The following is a 19,792-nucleotide window of genomic DNA, read 5'->3' as shown; positions in this document are numbered from 1 at the left end:
TCTTTTGGTGGGCGTGTGCCAAGGCCATTGCACGGCGTGCATGTGCGCACGCGTGCTGATGGCACAATTGCGCTTATGAACCGAGCGACACACGAACATGACATTCCCCATGCACATGCTGGCCACGGCCACGCCGCCCATGACGCGTTAAACAGTCCAGTACATGGCGAGCGCGCAACGCGCCAGCGGGCTGCGATTCGCGAAGTGATGGTCAAGGAAGCGCGACCGATGTCGCCGCCGGAAATTCTGGATGCGGCCAAAAAATTGGTGCCACGTTTGGGCATTGCCACTGTGTACCGCAACCTCAAGGCGATGGTCGAAGTCGGTGAGCTGTCGCCGGTGCAGCTACCGGGCAACCGCTTGTTCTACGAGTTGGCGCACAAGGCCGACCACCATCACCACCATTTTCGCTGCGAGGATTGTGAGCGCGTTTTTGATATCGATGGTTGCGATGAAACCTTCTCAGCCTTGCTACCTGCCGGTTTTACGCTGCATTCGCATGATTTGACGCTGTATGGCAGCTGCGCCGAATGTGCGACCAAAGCGCTGGCCAGGCAAGCCAAAGCACTGGCCAAGCAGGCCAAAGCAGCAAAGCCGCAAAGTCCCGCCGCCTAAGAACCTGTTTGCGATTTTTTCGCAGACCGCGTTGGAGTCCAAAAGGCAAGGCCGTAATGCCCTTTTGGGTGCCTTGCCAGGCTGCGTGGAAATTTTGAACAGGTTTGAAGGCTTAGCGTTTGGCGCGTTGCCACATCCCTGCAAAGTGGTGAATCGGGCCGTTGCCATGGCCGACATGCAAGCTGTCAGCATGGCGAATGCTTTCGGTGAGCCAAGGTTTGGCAATCGCCACTGCTTGGCCCCAGTTCTGCACTTGGGGCCTTAAGGTGGCCAGTGCCGCTGAGTAAGAACAGCCTGTGCCGTGGGTGTTTTTGGTCTCGACACGCTGGCCCGCAAATTCTTGTATGTGGCCATCGATGGTCACTAACGCATCGGGCGCTCTATGGCCTTGCAAATGCCCGCCTTTGGCCAATACATGCACCTGGTATTGCGCGGCCACTGCGCGCGCCTGCGCCAGCACTTCGGGCCATTCATGGGCTTCCTGGGTTTGCGCCAAGACCGCCAGCTCAGGCATGTTGGGGGTAATCAAGTCAGCTTTGTGCAGCAATTGGCGCAGCGCTGCTTCGGCCTCGGCGTTCAGTAAGCGGTCGCCACTGGTGGCCACCATGACCGGGTCGAGCACGACTACTGGCGGGCGGTTCTGGGCCAGCCAGGCGGTCACGGTGTCAATGATCTCGCTGTTGCCCAGCATGCCGATTTTGACGGCGTCAATCTGGACGTCATCACTGACCGCATCCAATTGCTCACGCAAAAACGCCACTGGTGGAATATGAATCGAGCGCACACCCTGGGTGTTTTGCGCCACCAACGCAGTCACGACGGCCATGCCAAAGCCACCATTGGCGGCAATGCTTTTGAGGTCGGCCTGAATGCCGGCACCGCCGGTCGGGTCGGTGCCCGCAATGCTGAGCACGCGAGGCGGCGGTGTGGTGGGAAAAAGGGTTTCAGTCTCGTGAGTAGTCATGGTCAAACAAGCCCAAAGGGCACGGCGAAGGGAAATTCAAAAAAGCAATGCCCATTGTCGGCTGTCAAGAGCTTGCTCATGGTCATCAAGGCGTTCGGTGCGCAGATCGTCTGCATGCTCTGATGGTAGGCCCACCAGGTGCGTTGTTCAGTGGAAATGGATCAGTGAGGCTTGCCAGTCACACCGAGTTGGGGGGAGGCGAGCTTGCTCTGGTGCAGGCATGGGGCGCTACTGCGATGGCAGCTGGTCTGCCAACGTTGCCCTCAGCTTTGGCTGAAGGGCCGGTGCGCGCAAGCGCTATGCCATGCTTGGGCCTCGGCCGCTATTGTAGAGTGGCCATGATCCAAGAGCCTGCTCATCATCTCCCCAATAGCGCAGGGCACCCAAAAGGGCATTGCGGCACAGAGGATTTTGCAGCGCGCCATCAAGTCAGATTGACTGTGCTGAGTTGGGTCAGTAGGTTGTGCAGTGCATGTGTGGGGGCTTTATCTCGATGCATCACGATATAAAACGGTCTGATTAAGCGTGGCAAAGAGGTTTGCAGTCGCACCAGTTTGCCAGACTGGACCATTTCCGAGACAACCCATTGAGAGACACAGGCGATGCCCAGCCCTTGTGCCGCTGCATATTTAATGGCTTCGGAGCTGCCCAGCTCGATGCTTTTGCGGTAGGTGTGGAGGCTGGGTAGCAGGGCTGCATCCATTGCCATGCGTGTGCCTGAGCCTTGCTCTCGCAGCAGCCAGACTTGCGCTTGCAAGCGGCGCAGAGACACCACGCCAGTGGCGTTATTGGCCTGCATTTTTGCAGCCATTGCTGGCGCAGCGACAAGAACCAGCTCGTCGTTGACCCATGGCCTGGTCTGCAAGTCGGGCTCATGGCTGGGGCCTTCAATCAAGCCGATATCGAGCTCAAAGGCGCAGACCATCCGGCACACTTCCGCGGTATTGCCAATCATGATGCGGGTGTGCCAGTCGGTCGTGGACGAGTGTGTTGTCCAGCGAGCAAGGTATTGCTGCAGCACCTGTGGCAAGACGTGGTTTCCGATGGTGGTGCTGGCACCAATGCGCAGCGGCGGCGGGCTGTTTTCCAGGCAGTCGGCCTCTCGCTCGATGTCTGCCGCTGCATCTAGCAAAGCCAAGGCTTTTGGCAGCAACAGGCGGCCATTCTCGTTGATGACCAAGCGTTTGCCAGTGCGATCAAACAGGGGGCGCGATAGCAGTCGCTCCAGCTCATTCAATGCGGCGCTAGAGGCCGATTGTGATAAGCCCACCTCGTCGCCGGCCGAAGCGGTGCTGCCATTGCGCGCAATCGCTGCGAATATTTGAAGTTGTCTCAGTGTGAGCCGCATAGCTGGATGTGCAATCAATTAATTAAATGGGTTAATGATAGATAAATAACTCATTGGACAGGATGATTATTTTTAAATAAATTCTGGTTATATCAATATTTCAGGCGTTTATAAAAGGTAGAGGTATGACCACGCTGTTGTTGACTGGTGCATTAAGAAAGGCAAACCACGCTGGTGTGCTGGTCCCGGGGATTGTTTTGAGCGCTGCTGTAGGCACGCTCTCCATGTTGCTGGCTGCACAGCCTTGGTTCAAAGGCATGGGGCTGAGTGCTTTGACACTGGCGATTGTGCTTGGGATGCTGCTTGGCAACTCCATGTATGGGCGCTTGAGCGCGCATTGCGGCGCGGGCGTTGGTTTTTCCAAGCAAACACTGCTTCGGCTGGGCATTGTCCTGTATGGATTCCGGCTGACAGTGCAGGATGTGGCTCAAGTGGGCATCGTCGGCGTAGCGACCGATTTGGCCATGGTCGTGACGACCTTTGGCTTGGCCATCTGGATAGGCGTGCGTTGCTTGGGCATTGATAAAAAAACCGCGATCCTGATTGGCGCAGGCAGCTCGATTTGCGGCGCCGCTGCCGTTTTGGCCACCGAGCCGGTTGTGAAGGGCAAGGCTGAGCAAGTGGCGGTGGCGGTGGCAACAGTGGTTGTATTTGGCACGATCGCGACTTTTTTGTACCCCGTGCTGTATGCGTTGAATGGGGCATGGGGCCTGGTGCCCGCAGGAGAGCAGGCATTTGGGGTTTATATCGGCTCTACGGTGCATGAGGTGGCGCAAGTCGTGGCCGCTGGCGATGCCATCAGTGCAAGCACGTCCGATACAGCAGTGATTGTGAAGATGGTGCGCGTGATGATGCTGGCGCCTTTCTTGATTTGCCTGGCAATCTGGTTGCGTGCTCAGGCGCGTGGCCAGGTAGCCGATGCCAAGGATTCGTCGTTTGCCAAGGCAGTGCCATGGTTTGCACTTGGGTTCATTGCGGTGGTGGTCTTGAACTCACTGCAGTTGCAGCCGGCCATTGTCAACGAGTGGATTGTGGTGGTGGACAATTTCTTGCTTGCAACTGCCATGGCTGCATTGGGCTTGACCACGCATTTGAGTGCGATCAAGAAAGCGGGTGTCAAGCCCCTGCTGATGGCTTTGGGCTTGTTCTTCTGGTTGGTGGTAGGAGGCGCGGCATTGAATGCTGGCATGGATGCGTGGCTGGCATGAGACATAGCCGGTTTCTCAAGCATGTCCGAATGCACTTGAGGGCGGGCATCCGCCCTTTAGACCGACAAACAGACTTGCAGCAAGATGGCACTATTCATCGGAATTTCCGATGCTAAGACAGGAAAAATTGAGTTTTGTTAAAAGAAATTCAATTATTAAGATGGGGCTCTGCAGCGTCCTTTCGTCCTAAAGCACGAAAAGCACGAAAAGCACGAAAAGCAAGCTTGTGCACAAAATCAAAAAAGGAGACAAACATGCGGCAAAGCATGGCATCCATCAGTGTGGATGAGATCGCAGCTGAAATCAAAGACGGTTGTCAACTGGCCATGCCGGTGGATTATGCCGGTGTTCCTATGGCCATGATCGGGCCCTTATTGCGATGCGCGCCGCGCAATTTGCATTTGGTGGGGGTGCCTACCGCAGGGCTGTCATTTGATATTTTGATCGGTGCGGGCCTGGTGCGCAGTCTGGAGACCAGTGCAGTGAGTCTGGGAGAAGCTGGCGGTGCGCCTTGTTTTATGCGCGCAATGGCCCGCGGTTCGATTCACATGAAAGACAGTACCTGTCCCGCCATCCATGCTGGTTTGATGGCTGCGCAAAAAGGCGCGCCATTTACCACGCTGCGCGGCCTGATTGGGACGGACGTTTTGTTGCAGCGCTCTGACTGGAAGGTGATGCAAAACCCATTCTCAGCCGAGCCAGATCCCGTGGTGGCAATTCCTGCCTTGCATCCGGATGTGTCGGTGTTTCACGCGCCCATGGCAGATCGAGAGGGCAATGTCTGGATTGGTCGACGCCGTGAGCTGGCGACGATGGCTTATGCCAGCCGGCGCACTTTTGTGACAGTGGAGCGCATTGTCGATCGACGCTTGCTGGATGACGAGGTCACTGCGGCAGGCGTGCTGCCTAATCTGTATGTGGATGGGGTGGCCCTGGCCGAAAAGGGTGCCAGCCCTTATGGCTTGTGGGGGGAGTACCCGCCAGATATAGGCCAGTTGCAGCGTTACGCACAGATGGCTAGAACAGAAGAGGGCTTTGCGCAATGGATGTCGGAGGTGTATGCATGAGTACTGCCACATTACGTGAACGTTTGATTGTGACGATTGCCAGTCTTTTGGACGGCGCGCGCCACGTGGCAGTGGGGGCCTCATCACCCATTCCCGCTGCTGCGGCGATGCTGTTGAGAGCCCAGCAAGAAGCTGCCAAGCAGGCTCCTGTGCGATTGTCGATTTTGGGCTCGGTCAAGCACAACCTTTTTACCAATGGCTCAGCCGAATTGTTCGACTGCGCAGGCCAAGGGCGCATTGATGCATTTTTTTTGGGCGGAGGGCAAATTGATGGGCAGGGCAATATCAATTTGGTGGGTTTGGGCGATTATCCGCAGACCTCTGTACGCTGGCCTGGCTCATTCGGCTCGGCCTATTTGTACTTCACTGTGCCAAAGGTGATTTTGTTTCGTGAGGAGCATTCGCCACGTGTGTTCGTGAACAAGGTCGATTTCATCAGTGCGCCAGGCGTCAGTGATCCGCAGGTCTACCGCAAAGGCGGACCCTATGCGCTATTGACAGGAATGGCTTTGTTCATGTTTGAGCCGCAGCGCGCACGCTTTCGATTACTGCATATCCATCCGGGCCACACTTTGGCTGAGGTCAAGGCTGCCACAGGGTTTGATTTTGACATCGATGCGCAATGGAGCCAGACACCCGATCCTGCGCCAGCAGTCTTGGCTTTATTGCGTGGACGTGTCTTATCCGAGTTGCATGAAACGTATCCTGATTTTGCACAACAACTCACAAAGGAGATCACTGCATATGCAGACTAATCATGTACCTGTAGGCGCTTTGGCGGGCATTCGCGTGATAGATGCCAGCCGTGTGCTGGGCGGGCCTTTTTGCGGACAGATACTGGCCGATCATGGTGCCGATGTCATCAAAGTGGAGCCCCCCATGGGCGACGAGACACGTGGCTGGGGGCCACCGTTTGCAGGTGATGCGGCCAGCTATTTCATTGGCGTCAACCGCAATAAACGTGATGTGTCGATTGACATGACACAGGCGCTTGGTCAGGAGCTGCTGCTGCGCCTGCTTGAGGATGCGGATGTGTTTGTTGAAAACTTCAAAATTGGCACCTTGGAGAAGTGGGGCCTGGGCGCAGATGCACTGAAGCAGCGGTTTCCACGTTTGGTGCATTGCCGCATTTCCGGCTTTGGGGCCGATGGTCCATATGGTGGCCAGCCTGGTTACGATGCGGCGGTACAGGCCATGACGGGCTTGATGAGTGTCAATGGAGAGCAAGGCGGGCCGCCTTTGAGAATGGGCGTTCCCATCATTGACATGGTCACGGGCATGAATGCCGTGATTGGGATTTTATTGGCTCTGCAGGAGCGCCATCGCAGTGGCCTGGGCCAATTTGTAGAAGCCACCCTCTACGACTCAGGCGTGTCCATGTTGCACCCACAACTGCCTAATTTCTACTTGAGCGGTACAGTGCCGCAGCGCTCTGGCAACCGTCACCCCAATATCTGTCCTTACGATGCATTTGAGACCAGCACCAGCCCGGTTTTCTTGGCCGTTGGCAATAATCGCCAGTTCGTGACATTGTGCAAGGTGCTGGGCAGTGCTGATCTGGCGAACGATGAGCGTTATCTGACAAATGCTTTGCGCAACCAGCATCGGGATGCACTGCGCCAAGAGTTGGTGGCCTTGCTTGCCCAGCGCGATGGCCTGCAGGTGTCTCAGGAATTGGTGGCCGCTGGTGTGCCTTGTGGGCCAGTGCGCACGATTGACCAGGTGGTGGACGATCCGCATACGCACCATCGTGGCATGATTGTCGACTTGGATGGATACCGTGGGACCGGCAGCCCCGTGAAACTGTCGCGCACGCCTGCGAGCTATCGCTCGCGTCCGCCGTCCTTTGCCCAGCATACCGACGAGGTATTGGCTGAGCGGGGCATAGATCCTGCGGCGTATGCCAGTGTCTTGCCTAGAGCGCCACAGCTGTAGGCCCGCTCTGGATGCACCCTGGCCATCGTTGGCCGGGGTTTTTTTGACACCAACCTCTCACGTCAGGGCTTTATGCTGATCAGATCGCTTCGCTCCTATTTAGCACTGCATCGTTACGGCACCATTGTGGCTGCAGCCGAGAAGGTCCACTTGTCGCAAGCAGCCGTCAGTGTGCAGCTCAAGAATATGGAAGACGAGCTTGGTATTGCCTTGTTTGTGAGAACCAAACGATCGCTGGAGTTCACCTCTGCGGGCCACCAGTTGGTGCCGTTGGCAGAGAAGATGATTTCTCTGTATGAGGAAATGAAGGCTTTGGAGGGGGGGCCTATCGGCGGTTTTCTTTCGCTCGGCGTGATCAACAGCGCGTTGGGCGGCGTTCTGCCGCAATTGCTCAAGGAAATGACGCTGAAAAATCCCAGCCTGGAGGTCAAGATTGTTGCGGGTATTTCGGGGGAGCTGGTCACGCAAATCAACCGTGGAACTCTGGATATGGCCATTGTCACTGAGCCGCCGCAAAAATTTCCAACGACGCTCAAGGTCCACTATTTGTACAGTGAGCCTTTTGCATTGATTACCCACGCAGATGTGCCCTGTGATGATTTGCAGCAGGCCTTTAAGTCGGGGATGGCTTACATTGCATTTGAGCGCAGCACTTGGGCGGGGCAGTTGATTGATGAGTTTCTCATGAAGCATGGCATCATGGTCAAACCCTCCATGGAGCTCAATTCGCTGGACGCCATTGCGGCTTTGGTGCGGCAAGGCTTGGGCATTTCCATCGTGCCATTGATTCGCGGCGCGGCTTGGCATGACAGTGCGAATTTGAACATCATGCGCTTGGCCAATTTTGAGCGGCCAGTGTCCTTAATCACCCGCACATCCAACCAGCATGATGCTTTTGCAGCGCTGCTGCTGTCCTCGTTCAGCACGGTGCAGTGGGGCAGCAGGCCCCACACCGAGCAGGCAACTGCTGCGGTTTGAGCGCCAATGCGCGCTATGCAAGCCTGGTCTTTGATTGGCCAAGAGCCTGTTCAACATCTCTGCGGTTGCGTCGAGATTATGAACGGGCTCATATAAGCCATTGGCTCTGGCATTAGCCAATGGTGCGGGCTGGCTCGCGCATCAGGACAAACTCTTCTGCCGCCGTGGGGTGCAAGGCCATGGTGCGGTCAAAGTCGCGCTTGGTAGCGCCTGCACTCAGCGCAATGGCCAGGCTTTGCACAATCTCTGGTGCGTCAGAGCCCAGCATATGCATGCCTAGTACCTGGTTGGATTGGCGGTCCACGAGCAACTTCATGAAAGTGCGCTCCTGGCTGCCGATAAAAGCCTTTTTCATGGCGCGAAATTCGCTGATGTAAACATCGGTTGGCCCTTGCTGCGCCGCTTGTGCTTCGGTCAGACCGACACTGGCTGCAGGTGGTATGCAGAACACGGCACTGGCCACGTTGCTGTGGTTGACTTGTACAGCTTGGCCACCGAATTCTGTGTCTGCAAAAGCACGCGCTTCGGCAATGGCTACAGGCGTGAGATTGACCCGGTTCGTGACGTCACCGATCGCCCAGATGCCGCTGGCCTGTGTGCGGCTGTCAGCGTCAACGGCAATCGCGCCAGCACTATTGGTCTGAATGCCCACGGTGTCGAGTCCGAGTTGACTGGTATTGGGTATGCGGCCTGTGGCATTGAGTACGGCCTCTGCCTGCAAAGAGTCAGCCTGCATGCGGTGCAGGCTCAATCCTGCGCTATTGGCTTCCAATGCACGCATGTGAGAGTTGGGGTGCAATACCACGCCCTGATGCTCAAGTGCCTGCGCGATGCGCAGGCGTAGGTCTTCGTCGAATCCGCGCAATGGCAACTGGCTGCGAAATGCCATGCTGACTTGAACGCCCAAAGCGGCGAGGATCGAGGCCAATTCCACGGCAATATAACCAGCGCCAAGCACAAGCAAAGAAGCAGGCAGGGCTGTGGCATTGAGCAGCTCGTCCGATGTCCATGCTTGCTCCAGGCCTGGAATCGCAGACCTGGCTGGTTTGCCGCCAGTCGCAATGACAATGCGTTTGGCATGGTAATGCTGTCCATTGACCGCTACAGTTTCATGGCCTGCCAGCTGGGCGTGTCCATGGATGACATGCACGCCTGCGTTGTTGAGCATTTGCTGGTAGATGCCTTCCAGGCGATCGAGCTCAGCGTCTTTGGCCTGTTTCCAGTCATGCATACTGAATGTGCCAGTGCCCAGGGTCCAGCCAAACGCGGCGGCATCTGAGAAAGCGGTTTGCAGCTCAGCGGCATACATCAGCAGTTTTTTGGGAATACAGCCGCGCAAAACACAGGTGCCGCCTAGGCGCACTCCTTCCACCAAAAGCGTGTTTGCACCGTAAGAGGCAGCGCGTCGCGCGGCCGCAATGCCTCCAGAGCCTGCGCCGATGACAATAAGATCGTAGTGGTGTTTGGCAGTCATGTGGCCGCTTTCGAATTGAGGTCGGGCAGATGCAGTGCCCGCTGCACCGCCGGGCGCAGCGCAATGCGTTCATACCAGCGGTGCAGCTGAGTGCGTGCTGACCAAGCCTCATCCAGCTTCTGCGATAAGCGCAGCCAGGGAAAGATGGCCATGTCTGCGATTGAGTAGTGGCTGCCGGCGAAATAGGCGTGATCGCGCACGTGTTGCTCCATGACCGCATGAATGCGGGCGACTTCAGCACTAAAGCGTGCAAGCGCATAGCCGCCATCGGACTGGTGCCTTGATTTGAAATGGTTGCATTGCCCCATCATCGGGCCTACTGCACTCATTTGAAACATCAACCACTGCATTGTCTGGTATCTGGCCGTGGGCTCGGTGGCCCAGAACTGTTGGTATTTTTCGGCCAGGTAAATAAGAATGGCCCCCGACTCAGCGATGACAAGCGGGCCTTGATTCGAGGCGGCATTATTATCGACAAGCAAAGGGATTTTCTTGTTGATGGTGAGTGAGGCAATTTGAGAGTCAATGCTTTCCTGATTGGAAATATTGACGGGGTGGATGCGGTATTGTGCATCGCACTCTTCCAGCATGATGTGCACTTTATGGCCATTTGGTGTGCCCCAAGTATATAAATCGAGCATGTGTTAATGAAGGCGTAAGGGGAAATGCTGCTAAGGCAGCATTCAATTAATTGCCAAATTGCAGATTGGCCTTTTTCATTGCATCAGCATACATTTGCAAATCGCTGACTACTCTGGCCGACATGGTCTCGGCAGTGCTTGGTGTGACTTCAATATCCAAGCTTTCAATTCTGGCTTTGACATCAGGCATGGCAAGCACCGCATTCAAGCTCGTGTTGGCTTTAGTGACAATATCTGCGGGTGTGCCAGCGGGGAAAACCAGTCCATACCAAACACCAATATCGAAGTCTCCAGGCACACCGGCTTCGGTCAAATGGGGCACGTCAGGCAGTGAGGCAGAACGTTTGCGGCTGGTTACCATCAACGGCTTTAGTTTTCCGGAGCTGATGAAGGGCTTAGCTGCCGTTGTGGTGTCAATGATGTAATCCACTTCATTAGACAGCATCGCATTGAGTGCAGGCGCACTGCCTTTATAGGGCACATGGGTGCCGTTGAGTTGTGTCACGGTCTTGATCATTTCGGCTGCAAAATACGTTCCAAAACAGCAAGATGCATAGTTCAAGTGATTGTTGTCATCGCTTGTAACTGCCTCAAGTTCTTTGAAGCTATTCACAGGTGAGTCGGCGTGCACCAGCATGATGTAGGGGGACTGGCCAATCATGCCAATCGATGCCAGATCGGTGACAGGATTGACGGGGAAATCCTTTTTGACAACTTTGTTGAGTGCAAAGCTGCCGGTAGTGAGACCGATGGTGTAGCCGTCTTTGTCTGCGCGGGCCACAGACTGCAAGGCGATCACCATGTCGCCGCCTGGTTTGTTTTGCACGACGACTGGCGCACCCCATTCCTCGGAAAATTTCTGACTGATGAGACGGGCAAGAATATCGGAGGCCCCACCCGGAGCAAACGGCACAATCATATTGATAGGCTTGCCTTTTTGAGGGTAGTCTTGGCCCAAGGCTGTGCCATGGATTGCCAGCATACTGACCGCAGTTAGAGCCAACGAAAAGAAAATTTTTTTCATGCATGTCTCCTTGATATTTCATTGTTTGATTCAACCTCGATGAAGTTTTTTAAACTTCACGAGATTTAAATATAAAGGATATTTTGCTGAAGAAGATTAGCTTTTATTAATGCTCGATATGGGTATTTTTAAATCTTGCGGGATGGGTCGAGGTTAATCATCCATTGGGTTGCTATGGATTGATTTTGATTTGATTTTCTTTTTATTTATTTATTTTTTAATTTGTTTTGATTTTTGCTTCATTCCAAAATGCCCGTGCGACTGGCGATAAGCGGTTCGAGTTTTGGCAAGCTAGTGCTATATACCGCTGCGTGGTCGGTGTGAGCGGTTTGTATACAACGCCAGGTATGGCATCTGGCAGGGCCAGTCGGGCGAGAATAGAGACGCCATCTCCTTGCGCCACATAGTGCAGGATGGAGGTGATTTGGTGCAGCTCATGGGCAATGCGCGGCTTGATATCGTGCTTGAGCAGCAATCGGTAAATCAAGGGTTTGGAGCCAGCGCGCGTGAGAAGAAAAGGGTATTGCATCAACTCTTTGAGCTGCACGATATCTTCCTTGGCCAATGGGTGCTCGCATGGCAAGACTGCCACCAGTTCGTCCATTGCCAAAGTGCGTGTTTCCAGCTCTAGTTTTGGCAGGGGAACCACAGCCAATTCAATGCGGTGTTCCATCAGGTCTAGGCTGGTCTGGTCTTCTGGCTTCTCAACGATATGGACATCGACCCCAGGGTGCTTGTGGCGGAACGCTCTGAGCAGAGGCGGCAAGGCCCTGAGTGTCCCACTGGCACCAAACGAGCCAATATGCAATTGGCCTGTTTTGAGTTCGGCATCGGAGCGTGCAATTGATTTCATCAGCTGCAAAGCAGCAAAGACTTCTTTGACCAAAGGCAGTATTTGCTCGCCTGAATAAGTCAAAGGGGCACCTGGCGCACTGCGATCTATCAATGGCGCCCCCAAGGCGGTTTCCAGCGCGCGCAGCGCATGGCTGGTGGCGGACGGAGACATGCCCAGCTTCGCTCCCGCGCTGGAGATGCCGTCAGACTGGGTCAGTGCCATCAACAGCTCCAGTTGCTTTAGCGTGGGATAGTTGTGCTTGCCGCCCAGTTTCAATGTGTATGTCCTTTTCGTTGTCCGCGCAACCACGCCGCGCAGCCTTAGAGCCTTTGAACAGGCTCTAAGCCAAGCGTGCCATTGCACACCTGCTATTGGCTTGGCTACGGATGCTACACGCTTGCATAGCCTATGGACATGGGGCAGGCCCTCATGTTTAGGACAAGGTACTGAAAGAGCGGGCATGGTGCGTGCGCACAATATTGCCAGGAATTGGGTTTAGGCTGGCGTGAGTTCAGCTTCGTTAGAGTAGCCAGAAATAAAGGGCTTGCGCTCACTTGTTTCTTGCACAAAGACGTGGCGCGAGATGCGGCCGATATTGCCCCCATACACATGCACGCTGATGGAGACCTGATCATCGAAAGCATTGGAGACGCGGTGGATGTCGCCGATGCTTGGTGAAACGCAATCGACATCGCCAGGGTGGAGTTTTTCTAGGCCCATTGAACGCATGCTTTGACCCGCAGGGGCACATTCAAACAGCTCGCCCACTTCTGCGCCACGCATCATGCCAATCAGTGCCCAGACAGTGTGGTTGTGGATTGGTGTTTTTTGACCAGGTCCCCAAACAAAGCTCACCACGGAAAAGCGCTCCTGCGGGTCGAGATAAAGCAGATATTGCTGGTAGTACTGTGGGTGTGGCTTTGCATAAGCCTCTTGGAGCCAGTCGTCCTGGCTGATCAGGGTTTTGAGCACTGCGGCTCCTTTTTCGAGGATCGCAGGCTCATTGCCATGGTGCGTATCAACAACCTCGGTGAAGTCGCGGACAAAGGTCTGGAATTTTTCGGGCATGGCATGCATAAGGTGTCTCCGGTCTATATGGTTGTTATCAAGAGGGCGCTGATGACAGCGCGAGGCCAAAGCACTATTGTGGTGCTTAATGGGGATTGGTTTGCAGGTAGCCGTTGCGGGTTTGTGGGAGTTTCATATTGAGCAATTTCGAGGCGACCTGTGTGCGCAAAATTTGCGCTGTTCCCCCTGCGATGGTGAACATGCGTGCGTCCCGGACGTGGCGCTCCATTGGATTGTGGCGGCCATAGCCAGAGGAGCCGTAAAATTGCAGTGCATCGTTGGTGACCTTATTGGCCGTCTCTGCGGCAATGATTTTTGCGCGTGCGGCTTTGTCGATGTCAGGAAAATGTTCACCACTAGCTGCTGCGTGGCGCAGCATCAAGCGTGCCGCTTCCAACTGCGTAGACATGTCCGCCAGCATCCACTGCAGGCCTTGGAATTCGGCAATCGGGCGACCGAATTGCTCGCGGCTCTTCAGATAGGCCAGGCCTTCTTCAAAGGCGCCTTGCGCAATGCCCAGGGCAACGGTGCCAGCGCCTACGCGTTGGGCGTTGTAGGCATTCATCAACGAGGCAAAGCCGCGTTGAAGCCCTCCTGGTGGAGTCAGCAGCATGGATTGGTGCACCCGCAGATCGTGAAACTCCATATGCGTCTCGGGAATGCCGCGCACGCCCATCGCGTACAAACGTCTGCCAATCACCAATTGATCACTGGGGGTGCGATCACGCACACAGATGAACGCGCCAATGCCTTGGTCAACGCCGCCATCAAAGACGCGCGCAAAAATCAAGTGCAAGTTGGAGACTCCTCCGCCTGTGATCCAGTACTTCTCGCCGTTAAGAATGTATTCGTCGCCTTTGCGTTCAGCGCGTGTAGTCATTTCACTGGCGGCACTGCCCGCGTTAGGCTCAGATATGCAAATGGCCGGTTTATCGCCGCCAAGTACAAGCTCTGCAGCGATCGCCAATTGCTCGGCTGTGCCATAAGCGGCAATCGCGCCAATCGCGCCCATGTTGGCCTCTACCGTGATGCGTCCCATACTGGCACAGGACTTGGCCATCTCTTCAACGACAATTACTGCATCCAAATAGCTCAGGCCTTTGCCACCGACGCGTTTGGGCAGGGTCATCCCCATGAATCCTGCATCGCGGAGTTTGGCGATGTTGTCCAACGGGTATTGCTCGGTGAGGTCGGTCTGTGCCGCAGTAGGTGCGAAGGCTGTTTGTGCCAGTTCGCGCGCGCGCGCCTGCAGGGCAAATTGTTCCGTGGTGAGTTCGTACATGCTGCGTCTCCATGAATTGAATAGGTTTGGAATAAAAACTTGGACAATTTGGCTCGTCTTGCTCAGCAGCTCAGAGCCAGTCAGCCAATATGCTCTCGGCATGCTCATTCAGGCGTGGCGGAGGGCGGCGGTAAGTTGGCGGTGTCGCAGACATTTTTAGGGGGTTTGCCAGCAGGCTGATTTCGCCCCCTTCGGCCCAGTCGCAGCGCATACGCAGCTCTGCGCCGCGCGCGACAACATGGGGATCAGCAAATACATCTGCCAGATTGTTCACCGGACCACAGGGCACACCTGCTTCTTCCAAGGCCACAAGCCAGTGTTTGCGTTGACGGCTTGACAGACGTTGCGTCAGCAGTGCGCACAGCGCCTCGCGGTTTGCGATGCGTGCACTATTGGTTGCATAGCATGGGTCTTGGGCCAGCTCTGGCAGTTGTGCGACCTCACAAAACCGTGCGAACTGGCTGTCGTTGCCAACGGCAAGAATCATCGGTTCATCCGCGGTAGGGAACACTTGGTAGGGCACTATATTGGGGTGGCCATTGCCCAGGCGGCTTGGCAACTGTCTCTGCGCTAGGTAGTTGGTGCCTGCATTGACTAGCCAAGCAATTTGTGTGTCTAGCAAGGAGATATCGATGTGCTGTCCAGCGCCCGTGGTGTTGCGGTGCTGCAAGGCGGCAAGAATGCCAACGGCGGCATACATGCCTGTCATGACGTCGGCAATGCCAACCCCCACTTTCATAGGCTCGCCTTGCGGCTGGCCGGTCAGGCTCATGATGCCGCCCATGCCTTGAATCAGAAAGTCGTAGCCAGGCCGACTGGCGTATGGGCCGGTTTGGCCAAAACCTGTAATGGAGCAGTAAATCAATCGCGGGTAACGCGCGCGCAATTGTTCATAACCAAGTCCATACTTGGCCAGTCCACCAGCCTTGTAGTTCTCCACCAGAATATCGGCCTTGGCAAGCAACTCATGAATCAAGGCGCAGCCTTCAGGGCTGGCAATATCAATTGCAATCGAGCGCTTGTTGCGGTTGGCTGCCAAGTAATAGGCGCTTTCCTGCGTCGGGAGTCCATTGGAGTCGGCAATATAGGGCGGCCCCCACTTGCGCGTGTCGTCGCCTTCTCCAGGACGCTCTACTTTGATGATGTCTGCACCCAAATCTCCTAATAGCTGGGTGGCGCTGGGGCCGGCAAGAATGCGTGAAAGGTCCAGCACCTTGATACCGGCCAAGGCGCTTGCTGGGGGGGACTCTTGCGTGTTGTGTACTTGCTGCATAGGGAGGCTCTGTCTGAGTGTGAGGGTCTGAATGGTCCGCTGCCCGAGCCACTGTGATCAAACCATGTTGTTGCAGGCAAGTATGTTTGTTGGCCATGTTCATGTTCAATTGAGTTTTTTTTCAATAGAGCGCTTGTATTCTTTCGTCTGTAGGCTGCACTGAATGCAGCATGGACATCTTTCGGTGCACTGGAGGGGGCTTGGGGTGGCGCAATTTGGGTGGCACTTGACCAGAGCGCAGGCCTTAGCCCTATTTTTCAGCGCATTTTTGGCACACACGAATACAGGAGCATCAGATGAAAGCCTTTCAGGACTGTTACCCCATGAAGTACGCCCATTGCTATGGCTGTGGACGTGAGAATGCGATGGGCCTGCAGCTCAAAAGTTACTGGAATGGAGTCGACACGCAAGCCCACTTCACGCCTGGTATGCAATACAGCGGTGGTGTTCCAGGCCATGTGTATGGCGGCATGATTGCGTCTTTGCTCGATTGCCATGGGACGGCATCGGCAGCTGCGTTCGCTTGTCGCGAAAGGGGCAAAGATATGACCCAGGAGGCAAATCCTGCACGTTTTGTAACGGTCTCTCTGTCAGTCAACTTCAAGCGTCCCACGCCGCAAGGTGTTGAGTTGTGCATGCGTGCCCAATTGCTGGGGGTCGAAGGCAGAAAAGTGCGTATGTCCCTGTGCTTGCTTGCAGGTGATCAGGTGTGCGCAACCGCAGACATGCTGGCGATTGAATTGCTGCCAGAAGCGCCGTAAGCCAGCCGGTGGTCTGGCTCGACTGGCGCGACTGGCGTGCAGCCAGCGCAGCAATCAACATGAATTTCAATCCCGCCACGGATCAGCTTGATCCACCAGGCATCCGACATCAGGAGACATGAAAAATGAATGGGGCCAAAAGTTTGGTGAAGACACTGCTTGCTGCGGGTGTCGATACGTGTTTTGCCAATCCAGGCACGAGCGAGATGCATTTCGTTGCCGCGCTGGATCAGGTGGAGGGAATGAAATGCGTGCTGGGCCTGCAAGAGAACGTTGTCACAGGCATGGCCGATGGTTACTATCGGATTGCGGGCAAACCTGCATGCACGCTGTTGCATTGCGCACCAGGACTCGCTAACGGCATGGCGAATCTGCACAATGCCCGTCGTGCCGGCAGCGGCATCGTGAATATCGTGGGCGATCAGGCCACCTACCATCGCCCGTATGATGCGCCGCTGACAGCCGATACAAGCGGCATGGCGCAGACGGTTTCAGCTTGGGTGCGCACCAGCGCGACTGCGGCTGAACTGGGGCGTGATGCAGTAGATGCGGTGCATGCAGCCACCACATTTCCCGGCCAAGTTGCCACATTGATCTTGCCAGCAGATGTTTCATGGGGAGAGGGCGCGGTGGTGGGGCAGCCCACGCCTGCCGCACGGCCACCAGCGGTGGATGGCCATGCCATCGAAACGGCCGCGCGCATTCTACGCAGCAAGAGCCCAGTACTGCTCTTGCTGGCAGGCGCTGCCGTATCTGGTCAAGCGCAGCAGCTTGCCTGGCGTATTGCCCGTGCTAGCGGCGCCTCCTTAATGGCCAGCTATGTCAATGCCAAGGTCGCGCGTGGCCGTGGCAGGCTGCAGTTGGAACGGGTGCCTTATGCGATGGCACCCGCCATGCAAGCGTTGGCCAAATTCAAGCACATTGTGTTGGTGAATGCAGAAGCCCCGGTCGGGTTCTTTGGCTATCCAGACATGCCCTCGATTCAATACAACCGGGCGGCTCAGTTGCATGTGCTGTCTCGCCCAGACCAAGACCCCCTTGAAGCCTTGCAAGCGTTGGTGGAGGCGCTGGGGGCGCCACACGCGGCGATCCCAGATCCTGGGCCGCGTCCTGAAGCTGCCCGGGGAGCGCCAACACCAGAAGGGCTGGCACAAACTGTCGCAGCCCTAATGCCTGAAAATGCCATCATTTCGGATGAGAGCATTTCCTATGGAAGGGGGTTTTACCAGTTCACACATGCTGCCCCAGCGCATGACTGGTTGCATTTGACAGGTGGCGCTATTGGCGATGGGATGCCGGTGGCCACAGGCGCTGCACTGGCTGCCGCCAAGCAGCGGCGAGTAATCAATTTGCAGGCAGACGGCTCGGCGATGTACTCGCTGCAGTCCTTGTGGACTCAAGCGCGTGAACAGTTGCCCGTCACCACAGTCATTCTCAACAACAGCAGATACAACATCCTGATCGGAGAATATGGCAGTGTAGGTGCAACACCAGGCCCAACCGCGATGAGCATGCTTGACCTCGGGCAGCCTCAGTTAGACTGGTTGAAGCTGGCCAACGGCATGGGGGTAGATGCCGCTCGTGCCTCCACCATGGAGCAATGTGCCGATCTGCTTAAAAGCAGTTTTGGACAAACGACACCGTTCCTGATCGAGTTGATGATTTGATCCAAGTCATCACGAGCGTGTGTTTCAGACCAAGGATGCCTCGCGATTAAATCGTTTGCTTACACTTTTATAGGGCCGCCTATCGGTCATTAAGAGCCTGTTCAAAGTCTCCACGCAGACCGTGTTGGAGCCAAAAGGGAACGATACGCGGCAAAAGCCGCAGTCGGGCTGTCTGCCCGGCGAGGATTTTTAGCCAATGCGCACGACATACACCATCATGTGTTTGCATGGCAGTGGCGTCTTGGCCAGTTTCACGCAAACAACAGGCCCAGGTTGCTGTCTATTATTAGAATGAATTATTCGGTTAGTATCTTGGCCTTTAAAAGCCTGTTCATCATCTCGATGCAGTCGTGGCAGATGCTTGCATGGTGTGTCACACACCTGTTGAGGTGTGTCTGTGCACAGTCACACGATAGACGCTTAGCCAAACTGCATGCCGTGGTCTGCGCGCTATCAGGCCATCTGCCAAGCTGTCTTTTTTCCATAGCGATGGCCATGGTTTGTAAAAGACCGAAGGCAGAGGCTGACTGAGCGATAAGTTGGCGCTGATAAACATTTTATGCATGCCATGCAAGCAGCGTTGGGCTGGTGATTGGGCCATGCTTTGGCGCTAGTGCGAGCGTATGCACAATGTATTTGACCATTTCGGCTGTGTGTTTCAGCCGCTTAACCCATTCATGAATATGCCCGCATCCATTGTTGCTGTTGTCATTCCTTCGTACAAAGTCAAACGCCACATCCTGGATGTGTTGAGCGGCATGCCTGAATGTGTGCACCGTATCTATGTGGTTGACGACGCCTGCCCAGATGGCAGTGGCGCGTTTGTTGAGGAAAACAACCAGGATCCGCGTGTGACGGTGCTGTTCCATGAGGAAAACCAGGGCGTTGGTGGCGCGGTGATGACCGGCTACCGCCAGGCCTTGGACGATGGCGCAGCCGTCGTGGTCAAGGTCGATGGCGATGGCCAAATGGATCCGAGCCTGATTCCGCGTTTTATCAAGCCGATTTTGGAGGGGCAGGCCGATTACACCAAAGGCAACCGCTTCTACCGTCCGCAGTCGCTGCAGGTGATGCCCAAGGTGCGCTTGATTGGCAACCTGGGCCTGTCTTTCATGACCAAGCTCAGCAGCGGTTACTGGCCCAATATGGACCCCACCAATGGCTATACCGCTATTGCTGCCAACATGATCAAGGTCTTGCCTTTGGACAAAGTCGCCAAGCGCTATTTTTTCGAGACCGACATTTTGTTTCGCCTCAATACGGTGCGGGCCGTGGTGCGTGATATTCCAATGGATGCGGTCTATGGCGATGAGGTCTCCAATTTGAATGTACGCAAAGTCTTGCCCGAGTTTTTCATGGGCAATCTCTCGCGCATGTTCAAGCGCTATGTCTACACGTATTGGATTCGGGACTTCAACGTTGGCTCACTCTACAGTTTTTTTGCCGTGATTTTCTTGCTGTTTGGCATGACTTTTGGCACGATCAAATGGATGCATAGCTGGCTCAGCCATGTGCCTTCGAGCAATGGCACAGTGATGCTGGCCGGGCTGAGTGTGCTCATCGGCGTGCAGTTCTTGGTGGCATTTTTGCATTTTGATGTCAGCAATGTGCCGACCCAGCCGGTCGCCAAAGAGCTGGAGTAAGCCCGTAAA

General features: G+C 55.3%; 18 protein-coding genes. 9 read left to right on the top strand and 9 right to left on the bottom strand.

From position 1 onward, the window contains the following. Nucleotides 1–75 precede the first annotated feature (75 nt). Nucleotides 76–615 carry a Fur family transcriptional regulator gene (locus E8K88_RS00830; RefSeq protein ID WP_136404737.1) on the top strand — a complete coding sequence of 180 codons (540 nt, stop codon included), beginning with the start codon at nt 76–78 and terminating at the stop codon, nt 613–615. A 112-nt stretch (nt 616–727) separates the two neighbouring features. Here E8K88_RS00830 and thiD read toward each other — a convergent pair whose 3' ends face one another. Together thiD and E8K88_RS00820 are read right to left on the bottom strand one after the other, a co-directional pair. After that, on the bottom strand, nt 728–1,579 hold the full coding sequence (thiD, locus tag E8K88_RS00825) for a bifunctional hydroxymethylpyrimidine kinase/phosphomethylpyrimidine kinase (protein ID WP_136404736.1): 852 nt from the start codon (nt 1,577–1,579) through the stop codon (nt 728–730). A 424-nt stretch (nt 1,580–2,003) separates the two neighbouring features. After that, nucleotides 2,004–2,927 carry a LysR family transcriptional regulator gene (locus E8K88_RS00820; protein ID WP_136404735.1) on the bottom strand — a complete coding sequence of 308 codons (924 nt, stop codon included), beginning with the start codon at nt 2,925–2,927 and terminating at the stop codon, nt 2,004–2,006. A 125-nt stretch (nt 2,928–3,052) separates the two neighbouring features. Here E8K88_RS00820 and E8K88_RS00815 point away from each other — a divergent pair, with 125 nt between their 5' ends. The 5 genes from E8K88_RS00815 to E8K88_RS00795 all read left to right on the top strand — a co-directional run bounded on the left by E8K88_RS00815 (nt 3,053) and on the right by E8K88_RS00795 (nt 8,115). Continuing rightward, complete coding sequence (locus E8K88_RS00815; RefSeq protein WP_136404734.1) at nt 3,053–4,135, top strand: YeiH family protein; 1,083 nt, start codon at nt 3,053–3,055, stop codon at nt 4,133–4,135. A 254-nt stretch (nt 4,136–4,389) separates the two neighbouring features. Further along, on the top strand, nt 4,390–5,202 hold the full coding sequence (locus E8K88_RS00810) for a CoA transferase subunit A (protein WP_240754246.1): 813 nt from the start codon (nt 4,390–4,392) through the stop codon (nt 5,200–5,202). Further along, nucleotides 5,199–5,957: a CoA-transferase gene (locus tag E8K88_RS00805; protein WP_136404733.1), complete on the top strand. Its 759-nt coding sequence runs from the start codon at nt 5,199–5,201 to the stop codon at nt 5,955–5,957. Before E8K88_RS00810 ends, E8K88_RS00805 begins: the two co-directional genes overlap by 4 nt. After that, nucleotides 5,947–7,137, top strand: a complete 1,191-nt coding sequence (locus tag E8K88_RS00800) for a CaiB/BaiF CoA transferase family protein (RefSeq protein ID WP_136404732.1) — start codon at nt 5,947–5,949, stop codon at nt 7,135–7,137. Before E8K88_RS00805 ends, E8K88_RS00800 begins: the two co-directional genes overlap by 11 nt. A 72-nt stretch (nt 7,138–7,209) precedes the next feature. Next, the gene (locus tag E8K88_RS00795; protein ID WP_136404731.1) at nt 7,210–8,115 is read left to right on the top strand and encodes a LysR substrate-binding domain-containing protein; all 906 of its coding nucleotides are present in this window, start codon (nt 7,210–7,212) and stop codon (nt 8,113–8,115) included. A gap of 112 nt (nt 8,116–8,227) precedes the next feature. Here E8K88_RS00795 and gorA read toward each other — a convergent pair whose 3' ends face one another. The 7 genes from gorA to E8K88_RS00760 form a co-directional block, all read right to left on the bottom strand. Continuing rightward, entirely contained in the window at nt 8,228–9,589 is a 1,362-nt protein-coding gene (gene gorA, locus E8K88_RS00790; protein ID WP_136404730.1) for a glutathione-disulfide reductase, read from the bottom strand. Next, nucleotides 9,586–10,230: a glutathione S-transferase family protein gene (locus E8K88_RS00785; protein WP_136404729.1), complete on the bottom strand. Its 645-nt coding sequence runs from the start codon at nt 10,228–10,230 to the stop codon at nt 9,586–9,588. The genes gorA and E8K88_RS00785 overlap by 4 nt, the downstream gene beginning before the upstream one ends. A gap of 46 nt (nt 10,231–10,276) precedes the next feature. After that, entirely contained in the window at nt 10,277–11,254 is a 978-nt protein-coding gene (locus E8K88_RS00780) for a Bug family tripartite tricarboxylate transporter substrate binding protein (RefSeq protein ID WP_136404728.1), read from the bottom strand. A 217-nt stretch (nt 11,255–11,471) separates the two neighbouring features. Then, entirely contained in the window at nt 11,472–12,398 is a 927-nt protein-coding gene (locus tag E8K88_RS00775; RefSeq protein WP_338092859.1) for a LysR family transcriptional regulator, read from the bottom strand. Nucleotides 12,399–12,584: 186 nt separating this feature from the next. Further along, nucleotides 12,585–13,166: a cysteine dioxygenase family protein gene (locus tag E8K88_RS00770; RefSeq protein WP_136404726.1), complete on the bottom strand. Its 582-nt coding sequence runs from the start codon at nt 13,164–13,166 to the stop codon at nt 12,585–12,587. 76 nt (nt 13,167–13,242) lie between these two features. Next, nucleotides 13,243–14,439 (bottom strand): 3-sulfinopropanoyl-CoA desulfinase, encoded by a 1,197-nt coding sequence (gene acdA, locus E8K88_RS00765; protein WP_136404725.1) that lies wholly within the window; start codon nt 14,437–14,439, stop codon nt 13,243–13,245. A 70-nt stretch (nt 14,440–14,509) separates the two neighbouring features. Continuing rightward, nucleotides 14,510–15,712: a CaiB/BaiF CoA transferase family protein gene (locus E8K88_RS00760; protein WP_136404724.1), complete on the bottom strand. Its 1,203-nt coding sequence runs from the start codon at nt 15,710–15,712 to the stop codon at nt 14,510–14,512. Between the two features lie 323 nt (nt 15,713–16,035). Between E8K88_RS00760 and E8K88_RS00755 the strand changes: the two genes are divergently transcribed. The 3 genes from E8K88_RS00755 (at nt 16,036) to E8K88_RS00745 (ending at nt 19,783) form a co-directional block, all read left to right on the top strand. Then, entirely contained in the window at nt 16,036–16,473 is a 438-nt protein-coding gene (locus E8K88_RS00755) for a PaaI family thioesterase (protein WP_240754244.1), read from the top strand. 125 nt (nt 16,474–16,598) lie between these two features. After that, the gene (locus tag E8K88_RS00750; RefSeq protein WP_136404722.1) at nt 16,599–18,140 is read left to right on the top strand and encodes an acetolactate synthase large subunit; all 1,542 of its coding nucleotides are present in this window, start codon (nt 16,599–16,601) and stop codon (nt 18,138–18,140) included. 677 nt (nt 18,141–18,817) lie between these two features. Then, the gene (locus E8K88_RS00745; protein ID WP_420813548.1) at nt 18,818–19,783 is read left to right on the top strand and encodes a glycosyltransferase family 2 protein; all 966 of its coding nucleotides are present in this window, start codon (nt 18,818–18,820) and stop codon (nt 19,781–19,783) included. The last annotated feature ends 9 nt before the right edge of the window (nt 19,784–19,792 follow it).

Origin of the sequence: Lampropedia aestuarii, assembly GCF_004803635.1 — a bacterium.
Lineage (GTDB): Bacteria > Pseudomonadota > Gammaproteobacteria > Burkholderiales > Burkholderiaceae_C > Lampropedia > Lampropedia aestuarii.
The sequence above is the reverse complement of the archived record's forward strand: the minus strand, read 5'-3'. Positions and strand labels throughout refer to the sequence as shown.

Bases quoted from the DNA above. Each gene is read 5' to 3' on its own strand.
- E8K88_RS00830 (WP_136404737.1), top strand. From the start codon at position 76: ATGAACCGAGCGACACACGAACATGACATTCCCCATGCACATGCTGGC.
- thiD (WP_136404736.1), bottom strand. From the start codon at position 1,579: ATGACTACTCACGAGACTGAAACCCTTTTTCCCACCACACCGCCGCCT.
- E8K88_RS00820 (WP_136404735.1), bottom strand. From the start codon at position 2,927: ATGCGGCTCACACTGAGACAACTTCAAATATTCGCAGCGATTGCGCGC.
- E8K88_RS00815 (WP_136404734.1), top strand. From the start codon at position 3,053: ATGACCACGCTGTTGTTGACTGGTGCATTAAGAAAGGCAAACCACGCT.
- E8K88_RS00810 (WP_240754246.1), top strand. From the start codon at position 4,390: ATGCGGCAAAGCATGGCATCCATCAGTGTGGATGAGATCGCAGCTGAA.
- E8K88_RS00805 (WP_136404733.1), top strand. From the start codon at position 5,199: ATGAGTACTGCCACATTACGTGAACGTTTGATTGTGACGATTGCCAGT.
- E8K88_RS00800 (WP_136404732.1), top strand. From the start codon at position 5,947: ATGCAGACTAATCATGTACCTGTAGGCGCTTTGGCGGGCATTCGCGTG.
- E8K88_RS00795 (WP_136404731.1), top strand. From the start codon at position 7,210: ATGCTGATCAGATCGCTTCGCTCCTATTTAGCACTGCATCGTTACGGC.
- gorA (WP_136404730.1), bottom strand. From the start codon at position 9,589: ATGACTGCCAAACACCACTACGATCTTATTGTCATCGGCGCAGGCTCT.
- E8K88_RS00785 (WP_136404729.1), bottom strand. From the start codon at position 10,230: ATGCTCGATTTATATACTTGGGGCACACCAAATGGCCATAAAGTGCAC.
- E8K88_RS00780 (WP_136404728.1), bottom strand. From the start codon at position 11,254: ATGAAAAAAATTTTCTTTTCGTTGGCTCTAACTGCGGTCAGTATGCTG.
- E8K88_RS00770 (WP_136404726.1), bottom strand. From the start codon at position 13,166: ATGCATGCCATGCCCGAAAAATTCCAGACCTTTGTCCGCGACTTCACC.
- acdA (WP_136404725.1), bottom strand. From the start codon at position 14,439: ATGTACGAACTCACCACGGAACAATTTGCCCTGCAGGCGCGCGCGCGC.
- E8K88_RS00760 (WP_136404724.1), bottom strand. From the start codon at position 15,712: ATGCAGCAAGTACACAACACGCAAGAGTCCCCCCCAGCAAGCGCCTTG.
- E8K88_RS00755 (WP_240754244.1), top strand. From the start codon at position 16,036: ATGAAGTACGCCCATTGCTATGGCTGTGGACGTGAGAATGCGATGGGC.
- E8K88_RS00750 (WP_136404722.1), top strand. From the start codon at position 16,599: ATGAATGGGGCCAAAAGTTTGGTGAAGACACTGCTTGCTGCGGGTGTC.
- E8K88_RS00745 (WP_420813548.1), top strand. From the start codon at position 18,818: ATGAATATGCCCGCATCCATTGTTGCTGTTGTCATTCCTTCGTACAAA.